At 37.2% G+C, this 12,278-nt stretch carries 9 protein-coding genes, 18 tRNA genes and 2 rRNA genes; 3 read left to right on the top strand and 26 right to left on the bottom strand.

The genetic code is table 11. The features are described 5' to 3' along the window. The first annotated feature begins 110 nt into the window (after nt 1–110). Nucleotides 111–959, top strand: a complete 849-nt coding sequence (locus GEMHA0001_RS00820) for a VOC family protein (protein WP_004263561.1) — start codon at nt 111–113, stop codon at nt 957–959. A gap of 145 nt (nt 960–1,104) precedes the next feature. Then, nucleotides 1,105–1,653, top strand: coding sequence for a TVP38/TMEM64 family protein (locus GEMHA0001_RS00815; RefSeq protein ID WP_004263324.1), 549 nt, complete (start codon nt 1,105–1,107; stop codon nt 1,651–1,653). A gap of 44 nt (nt 1,654–1,697) precedes the next feature. Here GEMHA0001_RS00815 and GEMHA0001_RS00810 read toward each other — a convergent pair whose 3' ends face one another. Beyond that, entirely contained in the window at nt 1,698–2,819 is a 1,122-nt protein-coding gene (locus GEMHA0001_RS00810) for a YhgE/Pip domain-containing protein (protein WP_003143963.1), read from the bottom strand. A gap of 187 nt (nt 2,820–3,006) precedes the next feature. Between GEMHA0001_RS00810 and GEMHA0001_RS00805 the strand changes: the two genes are divergently transcribed. Continuing rightward, on the top strand, nt 3,007–3,624 hold the full coding sequence (locus GEMHA0001_RS00805; RefSeq protein ID WP_126512493.1) for a TetR/AcrR family transcriptional regulator: 618 nt from the start codon (nt 3,007–3,009) through the stop codon (nt 3,622–3,624). 56 nt (nt 3,625–3,680) lie between these two features. Here the strand turns inward: GEMHA0001_RS00805 and GEMHA0001_RS00800 are convergent, their stop codons facing one another. From GEMHA0001_RS00800 to GEMHA0001_RS00680, 25 genes are all read right to left on the bottom strand, one after another. Next, nucleotides 3,681–3,866: a DUF951 domain-containing protein gene (locus GEMHA0001_RS00800; RefSeq protein ID WP_003143961.1), complete on the bottom strand. Its 186-nt coding sequence runs from the start codon at nt 3,864–3,866 to the stop codon at nt 3,681–3,683. Between the two features lie 11 nt (nt 3,867–3,877). Next, nucleotides 3,878–4,741: a mechanosensitive ion channel family protein gene (locus tag GEMHA0001_RS00795; RefSeq protein WP_004263389.1), complete on the bottom strand. Its 864-nt coding sequence runs from the start codon at nt 4,739–4,741 to the stop codon at nt 3,878–3,880. Between the two features lie 2 nt (nt 4,742–4,743). Then, nucleotides 4,744–5,604: a ParB/RepB/Spo0J family partition protein gene (locus GEMHA0001_RS00790; protein ID WP_004263584.1), complete on the bottom strand. Its 861-nt coding sequence runs from the start codon at nt 5,602–5,604 to the stop codon at nt 4,744–4,746. After that, a complete protein-coding gene (locus GEMHA0001_RS00785) occupies nt 5,597–6,355 on the bottom strand; it encodes a ParA family protein (RefSeq protein WP_040464222.1) in 759 nt (252 codons plus the stop codon). The genes GEMHA0001_RS00790 and GEMHA0001_RS00785 overlap by 8 nt, the downstream gene beginning before the upstream one ends. Then, nucleotides 6,333–7,217 carry a ParB/RepB/Spo0J family partition protein gene (locus GEMHA0001_RS00780; protein WP_004263494.1) on the bottom strand — a complete coding sequence of 295 codons (885 nt, stop codon included), beginning with the start codon at nt 7,215–7,217 and terminating at the stop codon, nt 6,333–6,335. The genes GEMHA0001_RS00785 and GEMHA0001_RS00780 overlap by 23 nt, the downstream gene beginning before the upstream one ends. 190 nt (nt 7,218–7,407) lie before the next feature. Beyond that, nucleotides 7,408–7,478 (bottom strand) — tRNA-Trp (locus GEMHA0001_RS00775). 5 nt (nt 7,479–7,483) lie between these two features. Beyond that, nucleotides 7,484–7,567 (bottom strand) — tRNA-Tyr (locus GEMHA0001_RS00770). 14 nt (nt 7,568–7,581) lie between these two features. After that, nucleotides 7,582–7,654 (bottom strand) — tRNA-Ala (locus GEMHA0001_RS00765). A gap of 4 nt (nt 7,655–7,658) precedes the next feature. Further along, nucleotides 7,659–7,734 (bottom strand) — tRNA-Phe (locus GEMHA0001_RS00760). 25 nt (nt 7,735–7,759) lie between these two features. After that, a tRNA-Asp gene (locus GEMHA0001_RS00755) sits at nt 7,760–7,835 on the bottom strand. A 12-nt stretch (nt 7,836–7,847) separates the two neighbouring features. Then, nucleotides 7,848–7,921, bottom strand: a tRNA-Met gene (locus GEMHA0001_RS00750). Between the two features lie 10 nt (nt 7,922–7,931). Continuing rightward, a tRNA-Ser gene (locus GEMHA0001_RS00745) sits at nt 7,932–8,024 on the bottom strand. 8 nt (nt 8,025–8,032) lie between these two features. Next, nucleotides 8,033–8,109 (bottom strand) — tRNA-Ile (locus GEMHA0001_RS00740). Between the two features lie 28 nt (nt 8,110–8,137). Then, nucleotides 8,138–8,214 (bottom strand) — tRNA-Met (locus GEMHA0001_RS00735). Between the two features lie 27 nt (nt 8,215–8,241). After that, nucleotides 8,242–8,317 (bottom strand) — tRNA-Ala (locus tag GEMHA0001_RS00730). Between the two features lie 29 nt (nt 8,318–8,346). After that, nucleotides 8,347–8,423: transfer RNA gene (locus GEMHA0001_RS00725), tRNA-Pro, on the bottom strand. Between the two features lie 10 nt (nt 8,424–8,433). Further along, nucleotides 8,434–8,510: transfer RNA gene (locus tag GEMHA0001_RS00720), tRNA-Arg, on the bottom strand. An 8-nt stretch (nt 8,511–8,518) separates the two neighbouring features. Beyond that, nucleotides 8,519–8,605: transfer RNA gene (locus tag GEMHA0001_RS00715), tRNA-Leu, on the bottom strand. A 14-nt stretch (nt 8,606–8,619) separates the two neighbouring features. Next, nucleotides 8,620–8,694 (bottom strand) — tRNA-Gly (locus tag GEMHA0001_RS00710). A gap of 13 nt (nt 8,695–8,707) precedes the next feature. Then, nucleotides 8,708–8,792: transfer RNA gene (locus tag GEMHA0001_RS00705), tRNA-Leu, on the bottom strand. Nucleotides 8,793–8,799: 7 nt separating this feature from the next. After that, nucleotides 8,800–8,875, bottom strand: a tRNA-Lys gene (locus GEMHA0001_RS00700). Between the two features lie 10 nt (nt 8,876–8,885). Beyond that, nucleotides 8,886–8,961: transfer RNA gene (locus GEMHA0001_RS00695), tRNA-Thr, on the bottom strand. 5 nt (nt 8,962–8,966) lie between these two features. Further along, nucleotides 8,967–9,042, bottom strand: a tRNA-Val gene (locus GEMHA0001_RS00690). Nucleotides 9,043–9,051: 9 nt separating this feature from the next. Then, a 5S ribosomal RNA gene (gene rrf, locus GEMHA0001_RS00685) occupies nt 9,052–9,166 on the bottom strand. Between the two features lie 72 nt (nt 9,167–9,238). Continuing rightward, a 23S ribosomal RNA gene (locus GEMHA0001_RS00680) occupies nt 9,239–12,119 on the bottom strand. Nucleotides 12,120–12,278 lie beyond the last annotated feature (159 nt).

The following is a 12,278-nucleotide window of genomic DNA, read 5'->3' as shown; positions in this document are numbered from 1 at the left end:
AAAGATACTAACTATTATAAAAGTACGTACTTTACAAAAATTATTTTGGTATGTAAAATATATTACAAGATATAAATTTCTATGAAAAAATAATAGGATGGTTTACAATCATGAAAAAATACAATTCAAATATTAAACTTGGAACTGCTACACTTAATGTTGTTAACTTTGAAAGACAGCTTAAATTCTACACAGAAGCTATGGGTATGACTATAATTTCAAAAAACGAAACGGAAGCTACTTTAGGTACTACTGATAATATTCCGCTTCTACACATGAAAAAAGTCGATGGACCTCTTGTACGTTCTTACGGACTATATCACATAGCCTATCTAGTTCCAGATGAACAAAGTCTAGCAAACATACTGCGCCACTTTATAGATTCTAATATACCTTTAGACGGTGGCTCTGATCACGGTTATAGTAATGCCCTTTACCTAAGTGATATAGAAGGTAATGGAATAGAAGTATATTATGATAAAGACGAATCTACTTGGGACATAAAAGAAGATGGAAGAATCATAGGAGTAACAGAGCCTATCGATGCTACTCACCTACTTGATATTTCTGAAACTGTAGTGCCATATACCTTACCAGTAGGAACTATTATTGGCCACGTTCATCTAAGTGTTCAAAACTCTACCGTTTCTTCTAACTTCTATCAAGAAGTACTAGGATTTAGTGATAAATTCACCGTAGCTAGTGCTAGTTGGATTGCTTATGGCAATTACCACCACCATCTAGCTGTTAATCAATGGGGAGGTCCTAATCTAAGCCTTAGACAAAAAGGAACTCCAGGTTTAGATCATTTTGAAATTCTATTTATTGATGATGCTGCTTACAATAAAGTTGTGGAAAATATAAAAAATAACAACACTAAAATCATCTCTGAATATAATAATAAGATTATTATTAATGATCCTAATGGAATTGAAATTCATTTAATAAAAGAAGTATAATATTTAAAAATCTTTATGTGGGTGACTCATCAAAATCGATTTCCTTGAAATCACAATTTTCGAGTCACTCACTTTTAGTTTTTATTCGCTTATTTCCCTAGCTTTATGATATAATAAGAATATTATTTTAGCCGAAGGAGGAACTATGCAAGATTTTATAGCACAATTTGGTAGCTTTGCACCTATAGTATTTTTAATACTAGCATCTGTATTACCAATATTTTTATTCCCACCAGGGATATTCTCTGCAATTGGTGGTTACTTATTTGGTTTTACTCATGGTTTTATCCTTTCAATAATTTCTGCAATGATATATACTAGTGTGATGTTTCTTATCTCAAGATACTTCGCAAGTGACCACGTTGAAAAATACTTAGCTAAAAAATTATCGAAAAAACAATACGATACAATTTTTGGTATAAGTGAAAATAAACTAACTTTAGTTCTAATAATTTATAGACTAATTCCAGTTCTTCCTAATAGTGTTATTTGCTATTCATACGGTTTAACTAGAATATCTTTTAAAAAATATTTCATTGGAAATCTCATTGGCCTTATTCCAGGGAAAATGATCTGGTTACACTTTGGTACTACTCTAAATAATATTGGAAGTATGGAATTTTTATATGGAATAATTATTGTTTTGGTCTTTATGTTTATAAGCTCAAAAGTATCAAAAAAATTTAATAAATAATATAGAAATAAACCTAGTAGCAATTCGGCTACTAGGTTTTATAATTATTTACTTACTTTTGATTTTTTCAATACACTTGATAAAATTAGAATTACACCGACTGTAGCTACTACCACTAAATCTTTAGTTCCACTATTCCATAATCCTTGGTTAAAGAATAGCATATTTTTTATACCGTCATACAGCATACGCATTGGTAACCATGGTAGAATCCATTGTGTATAGAAACTTCCTAACATTTCTGGTGCTAGTGATAATATTGGTAAACCAAAGAACAACATCAGCACAAATAATGGCGCTCCAACTATACCTAACCAACTTATTGTTCCAAAGATCAACGTCATAAATGCAAATGCTCCTATAGTTAAAAACCATGCAGTTTGAGTATAATTTTCTACAGATACACCTAATATCCAATTTACTAAATTAGGGGCTAAAAACCCAACAACTATAGATGTTACTGCAATAAACCCTAATCTAATCAATTTATCTAATAGTCTTCCTTTTGCTGTATAAGATTCTTTGCGTCCTAATGTAAGAAGTAGCACACTTCCAATCAAACTAGAAATCCATAGTGGAGAGAAGAATACACCTGGTGCACTTGAGAAATCTCCCGTTGTATTTATATTTTCTACATTAACTTTTACTGGCTTCATTAAGTTCTCTACTATTTTGGCTGGTAAAGGTTTATTAGCTGCTTCTGCTTTTTTTATTATTTGTAAACTAGCTGCATCACCACTTTTATTAGCAATTTGTGTTAAAATTTGTGTTACTTGTGTTGATAATTGGCTGTTTTTCCCTTGATTAATAACTATTGTAAATTCTGGTGCTTTTGCATTTGGTGTTGATAATGATGCTACACTTTTTTCATAATTCTCAGGAATTACTAATGTACCGTAATATTCTCCATTATTCATTTTGTCAACTGCTTCATCTTTTGTTGACACTTCTTCCCATTTTATACTCACCTTATCATTAATTTGTGAATTTTCTTTTAGTTTTTCTACCATTGCTTTAGTTGTATCAGTCTTATCTTGATTTACTACTGCTATAGGCAAATCCGGTATTTTAGGATTTACTATAGGTATTTGAGTACTATCAAATATACTCATTATAGTTATTATTGCTGCTAGTAATATTCCTAACACTCTTCCATATTTTTTCATTTGAAATTCCTCCTCTTCAATTTCAGAAATACTCTTCTAAAACTAAATCTTATAATAAAATTTTCTTTGCAACAACTTGTTGCTTTTTTGATGTTTTTATTATATACTCTACTTAAAAGAAAAACGAGAGGCAAATTTCATCGATTTGTTGCATTTTCAACAAAATAATTTAATTTGTCTTATTTTTATGGAGAAAATAATGGCTTATATTAATAAAACTACAAAAACACAAAGAAAAATACAAGAAGCTTTATTAGAATTAATGAAAACAAAGAAATTTGAAGTTATTACTGTTTCTGATATTACTTCTTTAATTGATATAAATCGTTCTACATTTTATCGACACTATTTGGATAAATATAACGTATTAGAAAAAATTGAAGATAATATTCTTATAGAAATTACAGATTTTCATAATAAATTTATTAATAATCTATCTAATAAAAATATAGATATTACATTCGAGATTAGCGACTATATTAATGTTGATAATAATTTTTTTAATATATTTGAAAAACATCTATCTTCTATGCACATACTTATGGGAGAAAATGGTAGTATTACATTTCAAAATAAATTGAAGAATACTATGCTCAATGTTTTTAAAAGAACCTTCTCCCTTGCATCTATAAATTTAAATAAGATTGAAAAAGATCTTCTATTTAATTTTCAATCAGCAAGTTTTATCTCAATTATAAATTACTGGACTGAACATCCTGAATTAACTGTTAAAGAACTCTTTTCTTTTTATAATAGAATAATATCAAATGGAATTGTTAATTTTGTTAAAGACAACATGAACTAGTCAAAAGCTAACTAAAAGCTAGTGATTCTATTTAAAGATTCACTAGCTTTTTTATATTATGAATTTTTTTCAACTATTTTTTTAATTTTTTTGTTAAACTCACGTCTTGGCATCATTATGTTATTATCACACTTTAGGCACTTTATCTTTATGTCAGCCCCCATACGTGTAATTTGCCATCTATTTGTGCCACAAGGGTGTTGTTTTTTCATTTCAACTATGTCATTTAATTCATATTCCATAATCCAACCTCCTATTTTTCTTCATTTGATGTTAATAATGATTCAAACTCTTTATAGAAATCACGTCTTAACATTGTTTCCACATCTTGTTTTTTTCCAACTTTTGCTTTTCCAATAACATGAATAGTAACAACGTTATCAGCAATTTTTTCTATATAATCGATATGGAATTTATCGTTCTTATATAATAAATCATGATATTCTTTTTTATTATTAGCATTATTAATTACTTTGTTTACACGGTCTTCTATCTCTTCAATAGATTCATCAATTTTTATCGGTAACTCTACTAAAGCTAAGTTATACATTAATGAGTAATTTACAACTTGATTAATAGTTCCATTCGGAATAAAATAAACTTCACCATTTTTTGAACGAATCTTAGTAGAACGTAAACCAAGTGACATTACATAACCTCCAGCAATAAAGGCTGCTTGATTATAAATTTTAACATTATCACCTACATCAAATTGTCCTTCAAGAATGATAAAAAATCCAGATATAATATCTTTAACTAAACTCTGTGCACCAAAACCAATAGCTACTGATGCTATACCAGCACTGGCAACAATACTCGTAGTATTAACTCCTAGGATTGACAATACTTGGAAAAATGCAATAAAGTATATTGTATAACGAACTGCACTTCTCACAAGTTTATGTAAAGTTTCTGATCGTTTCTCATTAAACTTTATATTAAACTTCTTATTGGCATTATCTCTAGTTGTCATTATATAATCAATAATTCTATTAAATATACGTACTAAAATTGATGCAATAATAAAAATTACAATTATAAGTAATATTTTTTCTAAAACTGTGATTAGTAAGTCAGTGTTTCTTACTGATGTTTTTATCTTTTCAATAAAATTCATAATTACTCATCCTTGAATAATGAAATAATACGTTCAAATTCATCATTATCTTTGAACTCAATTTCTATCTTACCTTTTTTATTACGACCTTGTTTAATCGTTACAGACGTTCCAAGACGCTTTTTAAGAATATCTTCCTGCTCTTCTATAAAAATATCCTTAGCCTTCGCTTTCTTGACCTCTTTCGGTTTCAGTAGCTTTGCTACATATTCTTCTAATTCACGAACAGACATTTTTCTTTCAACTACTAAAGCGCAAACCTCTTCCATAGCTTTTTTTGTTTTTAATGAAAGTAACGTTCGAGCATGAGCTGCACTTATGACTCCTTGCTCAAGTTTATTTTTAATTTCTGTTGGTAACTTTAATAGTCGTAAACTATTTGCTATATACGGTCTACTTTTTCCAAGTTTTTTAGCTAATTCCTCTTGCGTTAATGACATCTTGTCCATCAGATTTTTATAACTTTCTGATTCTTCTAAGGCAGATAAATCTTCACGTTGTAGGTTTTCTAGTACAGCAAAGACCATCATTTCTTCATCTGTCATCTCTTTAATAATAGCTGGAATTTCTTTTCTACCTAGCAGTTCAAATGCTCTATAACGACGCTCACCTGCTATAATGTAATACCCTTTTACAGCTTTTTTTACAATAATAGGTTGTAATAAACCATTTTTTTCGATAGATTCTTTTAATTCATTTAATTTTTCTTCATTAAAATAAGTACGCGGTTGATATGGATTCTTTTTGATCTCTTCAAGTGCAATTTCCACTATTTTATCATTATCCGTAACTATCTCAACATTTTCTGTAGCAAAAATAGCATCAAGTCCACGTCCTAAACCTTTACCTAATTTTTTAGCCACGTTCAATCACCTCTTTAGCTAATGATAAATATTGTTTTGCTCCATTAGAATTTTTCGCATATTCAATAATCGGTTCACCAAAACTTGGGGCTTCACTTAAACGCACAGTTCTTGCGATAACAGTTTCAAATGCTTTATCTTTGAAATGCTCTCTTACTTGTTCAGCTACTTGGTTAGATATATTTGTTCTACTATCAGTCATAGTAAGTAATACCCCAAAAATATCCAATTTAGAATTAAGATGCTTTCTTACTATATTAAATGTATTCATAAGCTGACTAAGCCCTTCTAAGGCGTAATATTCTGTCTGTACAGGGATAATTACTCCATCAGCTGCAGTTAATGAATTTAATGTAATAAGGCCTAAAGACGGAGGGCAATCGATTACCACATAATCATACTCATCTTTAATTTCAGATATTGCATTTTTCATGCGTTGCTCACGGCTAATTGCTGAGACAAGCTCAACTTCTGCTCCCGCCAATGCAATACTAGAAGGCACAATATCCAGATTTTCATAAGCTGTTTTAATAATTACATCATTAATATTAACTTCATCTACAAGAATATTATAAATTGATTGGCTTATAGCTGCCTTATCTACACCAACACCACTAGTTGCATTGGCCTGTGGATCAGTATCAATTAATAGTACTTTCTTTTTAAGATGAGCTAACGAAGCTGCTAAATTTATTGAAGTAGTTGTTTTTCCTACTCCACCTTTTTGATTACATATCGCTAATATTTTCATCATTTACCTCTTTTTTGGCAAAGCGTGGCACAGTAACTTTAATAACCACACTTTCCATAGTTTCTTCTTCTTCTTTGTTTAAATTTATATTATATTTCTCTTCCAGTTTAGCTATCTCTTTTATAAGCTTAGCTATAATTTTTTGTCCATCATAATTTACAGTTGGATTAAATACTTTAGTGTCTTTTTTAATTTTTAAATATGTATCAATTTTTTCTTCAGTTTGAGATACATTAAGATTTTGTGATAAAATTTGAATCAATAATTTCTCTTGAGCAGAAGAATCTAACTTAACCATAGCACGGCCATGACGTTCTGTAATCTTCTTAGTATTAATTGCATCAATAACCTTTTTACTTAATTTTAATAATCGTAATTTATTAGCTACAGTCGCTTGAGTTTTCCCTAAAGACTTAGCAAGCTCGTCTTGAGTAAGTTTATTAATTCTAAGTAATTCTTGATAAGCATGTGCTTCCTCAATTGGCGTTAATTCTTCTCTTTGAATATTTTCAATTAATGCAAGAGTTGCCATCTGTTCATCAGTTAATTCCTTAACAATAGCCTTAGTCGTGGAATATTGTAAATACTTAATAGCTCTTAAACGTCTTTCCCCAGCAATAAGTTCATAGAAACCATTTCCCATGTCACGAACTGTAATAGATTGAAGTAAACCATTTTGCTTGATTGATTCAGCAAGTTCTTTGATTTTTTCTTCAGTAAATTCACGTCGTGGTTGATATTTGTTCGGAACAATTTTTTCAACTAAAATCTCTCTAAGTACATCATCATCAGAAATACCTACTTTTTCTGCTCTCTGTGTTAAATCATATAGCTTACTAAATGGTTTTACACTCTCTGTCATATTTTACCTCCTATAACTTTATATACACTAATACAATATCATACTTTAAAATAATTGTCAAAAATATTTCCCGATATTCACTATCATACAAAGCTTATAAAACGGTACTTTAAAAGAATATTTCCGAAGTAAAGTGATTATTATTTTAAAGACAAAAAAAAAGTGTAATCACAAATGATTACACCTTGAACAGGGACGGCAGGAATCGAACCCACACCAAAGGTTTTGGAGACCTTTGTTCTACCGTTAAACTACGTCCCTAAGAATGGTGGGAAGAAGTGGATTCGAACCACTGAACCCGAAGGAGCGGATTTACAGTCCGCCGCGTTTAGCCTCTTCGCTATCTTCCCAAAATATAAAAAAATGCCGGCCAGAGGACTTGAACCCCCGACCTACTGATTGCAAGTCAGTTGCTCTACCAACTGAGCTAGGCCGGCAACATGGTGCCTCGAGACAGAGTCGAACTGCCGACACATGGAGCTTCAATCCATTGCTCTACCAACTGAGCTATCGAGGCATTATTTAATTTTGACATAAAAAAATGGCGGTCCCGACGGGAATCGAACCCGCGATCTCCTGCGTGACAGGCAGGCGTGATAACCGCTACACCACGGGACCTAGTATTAAAAATTGCGGGAGATGGATTTGAACCATCGACCTTTGGGTTATGAGCCCAACGAGCTGCCAGACTGCTCCATCCCGCGATAATAAAAATGGAGGAGGAAAGGGGATTCGAACCCCTGCGAGCTTTTACACTCCTGTCGGTTTTCAAGACCGATCCCTTCAGCCGGACTTGGGTATTCCTCCTTGATAAATGGTGGACTCTGCAGGACTCGAACCTGCGACCGATCGGTTATGAGCCGATAGCTCTAACCAACTGAGCTAAGAGTCCGTGTTCCTGTGAATTCACTAACTATTATTGGTGGCGGCAGAGGGGATCGAACCCCCGACCTTACGGGTATGAACCGTACGCTCTAGCCAGCTGAGCTACGCCGCCAATAAAGGCTAAATTCATTATTTAAAATGGTGGAGCCTAGCGGGATCGAACCGCTGACCTCCTGCGTGCAAAGCAGGCGCTCTCCCAGCTGAGCTAAGGCCCCAAATTAATAATGTTTATATATATTTTCAATGGTCGGGAAGACAGGATTCGAACCTGCGACCCCTTGGTCCCAAACCAAGTGCTCTACCAAGCTGAGCTACTTCCCGTGATTTTAAATGGCGCGCCCAAGAGGAGTCGAACCCCTAACCTTTTGATCCGTAGTCAAACGCTCTATCCAATTGAGCTATGGGCGCTAATATAATGGTGCCGAGGACCGGAATCGAACCGGTACGGTATTGCTACCGCAGGATTTTAAGTCCTGTGCGTCTGCCAGTTCCGCCACCCCGGCACTATATTAACTATTGGAGCGAAAGACGGGATTTGAACCCGCGACCCTCACCTTGGCAAGGTGATGTTCTACCCCTGAACTACTTTCGCGAATACTTAGAAATGGTGCGGGTGAAGGGAGTCGAACCCCCACGCCGTGAGGCGCTAGATCCTAAGTCTAGTGCGTCTGCCAATTCCGCCACACCCGCAAAAGAATGGTGAGCCATGAAGGACTCGAACCTTCGACCCTTTGATTAAAAGTCAAATGCTCTACCAACTGAGCTAATGGCTCTGATTAAAAATGGTGCCGGCCAGAGGACTTGAACCCCCGACCTACTGATTACAAGTCAGTTGCTCTACCAACTGAGCTAGGCCGGCATAAATGGTGGAGGTTAACGGGATCGAACCGCTGACCCCTTGCTTGTAAGGCAAGTGCTCTCCCAGCTGAGCTAAACCTCCATATCAAAAGTCTGGCAACGTTCTAGTCTCACAGGGCGTAAGCCCAACTACATTCGACGCTAAAGAGCTTAACTTCTGTGTTCGGTATGGGTACAGGTGTGTCCTCTTCGCTATCGCCACCAGACGAAAACTTCATATACATATTATATCATCTTTTTTCTTTTTGTCAACAGTTACTTTTCTAAAGAACTTTCACTTGATTAAGTCCTCGACCTATTAGTATTAGTCAGCTGAACACGTTACCGTGCTTACACTCCTAACCTATTCTCCTTGTCGTCTTCAAGGGGTCTTAATATCCGTGGGAAATCTCATCTCGAGGGGGGCTTCATGCTTAGATGCTTTCAGCTCTTATCCCTTCCGTATTTAGCTACCCAGCTATGCCACTGGCGTGACAACTGGTACACCATTGATACGTCCATCCCGGTCCTCTCGTACTAAGGACAGCTCCTCTCAAATTTCCTACGCCCACGACGGATAGGGACCGAACTGTCTCACGACGTTCTGAACCCAGCTCGCGTACCGCTTTAATGGGCGAACAGCCCAACCCTTGGGACCGACTACAGCCCCAGGATGCGATGAGCCGACATCGAGGTGCCAAACCTCCCCGTCGATGTGGACTCTTGGGGGAGATAAGCCTGTTATCCCCAGGGTAGCTTTTATCCGTTGAGCGATGGCCCTTCCATGCGGAACCACCGGATCACTAAGTCCTGCTTTCGCACCTGCTCGACTTGTAGGTCTCACAGTCAAGCTCCCTTGTGCCTTTACACTCTGCAAATGATTTCCAACCATTCTGAGGGAACCTTTGAACGCCTCCGTTACTCTTTGGGAGGCGACCGCCCCAGTCAAACTGTCACCTGACACTGTCTCCCGGTCTTCTACGCCGAGGGTTAGAATTTCAATACAGCAAGGGTAGTATCCCAACAACGCCTCCTCATACACTGGCGTGCATGATTCTCTGGCTCCTACCTATCCTGTACATACTGCATCAAAATTCAATATCAAGCTACAGTAAAGCTCCATGGGGTCTTTCCGTCCTGTCGCGGGTAACCTGCATCTTCACAGGTACTATGATTTCACCGAGTCCATCGTTGAGACAGTGCCCAAATCGTTACGCCTTTCGTGCGGGTCGGAACTTACCCGACAAGGAATTTCGCTACCTTAGGACCGTTATAGTTACGGCCGCCGTTTACTGGGGCTTCAATTCATACCTTCGCTTACGCTAAGCACTCCTCTTAACCTTCCAGCACCGGGCAGGCGTCAGCCCCTATACTTCACCTTACGGTTTTGCAGAGACCTGTGTTTTTGTTAAACAGTCGCTTGGGCCTATTCACTGCGGCCTACTCTCGTAGGCACCCCTTCTCCCGAAGTTACGGGGTCATTTTGCCGAGTTCCTTAACGATGGTTCTCTCGCTCACCTTAGAATTCTCTTCCCAACTACCTGTGTCGGTTTGCGGTACGGGCACCTCTTATCTCGATAGCGGCTTTTCTTGAGAGTTTGGCTTCATTGACTTCGCTACTATATTTCGCTCCCCATCACACTTCAGTCTTATGAGCAGCGGATTTGCCTACTACTCAACCTTTGTGCTTAGACGTCCTATTCCATCAGGACGATCAATTAGCCTCCTCTGTCCCCACTTCTCTCAAACGATATTTGGTGGTACAGGAATTTCTACCTGTTGTCCATCGGCTTCACCATTCGGCTTCACCTTAGGTCCCGACTTACCCAGAGCGGACGAGCCTTCCTCTGGAAACCTTAGTCATTCGGTGGATAGGATTCTCACCTATCTTTCGCTACTCACACCGGCATTCTCACTTCTAACCTCTCCACCTCGCCTTACAGCTCGGCTTCTACGATGTTAGAACGCTCTCCTACCATATAACATTAGTTATATCCGCAGCTTCGGTTGTATGTTTAGCCCCGGTACATTTTCGGCGCGATGTCACTCGACCAGTGAGCTATTACGCACTCTTTAAATGGTGGCTGCTTCTAAGCCAACATCCTGGTTGTCTGTGCATCATCACATCCTTTTCCACTTAACATACAATTTGGGACCTTAGCTGGCGGTCTGGGCTGTTTCCCTTTCGACTACGAACCTTATCACCCGCAGTCTGACTCCCGTTGATATTTATCTGGCATTCGGAGTTTGTCTGAATTCGGTAACCCGGGATGGGCCCCTAGTCCAAACAGTGCTCTACCTCCAGTAAACTCACAACGAGGCTAGCCCTAAAGCTATTTCGGAGAGAACCAGCTATTTCCAAGTTCGATTGGAATTTCTCCGCTACCCACAGCTCATCCAAACACTTTTCAACGTGTCCTGGTTCGGTCCTCCATTCAGTGTTACCTAAACTTCAACCTGGCCATGGGTAGATCACTTGGTTTCGGGTCTACTCCATCATACTATTTCGCCCTATTAAGACTCGCTTTCGCTGCGGCTCCATGTCTTCCACTTAACCTCGCATGATAAAGTAACTCGCCGGTTCATTCTACAAAAGGCACGCCATCACCCTCAAGGGGCTCTGACTACTTGTAAGCACACGGTTTCAGGTTCTCTTTCACTCCCCTCCCGGGGTTCTTTTCACCTTTCCCTCACGGTACTGGTTCACTATCGGTCACTAGGTAGTATTTAGCCTTACCAGACGGTCCTGGTAGATTCCGACGGAATTCCTCGTGTTCCGCCGTACTCAGGTGCTCTCTCGCGCCAACTTAGCATTTCGTATACAGGACTTTTACCTTCTACGGTCTAACTTTCCAGCTAGTTCTACTATACTTTGTCATACACTTTGTTGAGAGTCCTACAACCCCAATATGCAAGCACATTGGTTTGGGCTCTTTCCTTTTCGCTCGCCGCTACTCAGGAAATCGATTTTTCTTTCTCTTCCTACAGGTACTTAGATGTTTCAGTTCCCTGCGTTACCTCGCTTTCGCGTACCGCCCTTTTAAAAGCGGTGGGTTCCCCCATTCGGATATCTACGGCTCTTTGCTTACTTACAGCTCCCCGTAGCATTTCGTCGTTTGTCACGTCCTTCATCGGCTCCTAGTGCCAAGGCATCCTCCGTGCGCCCTTTACTACTTAATCGTGTGTAGCTTTTACGCTTCGTTCTTTTCCTTGAACTCTTTGTGAATAAGTTTTTACAACTTACTTACTTTTTTCTCGGTTTTGTAAATCTGTTTCTTTTACTTTATAGAAAATTATTTTTGATCTAATATATATATTCAGTTTTCATTGTGCTTGAGT

The sequence above is a fragment of the Gemella haemolysans ATCC 10379 genome (assembly GCF_000173915.1).
Taxonomy (GTDB): Bacteria; Bacillota; Bacilli; order Staphylococcales; family Gemellaceae; genus Gemella; species Gemella haemolysans.
Note: the sequence above shows the minus strand (reverse complement) of the source record. Positions and strands in the feature narration are given on the sequence as shown.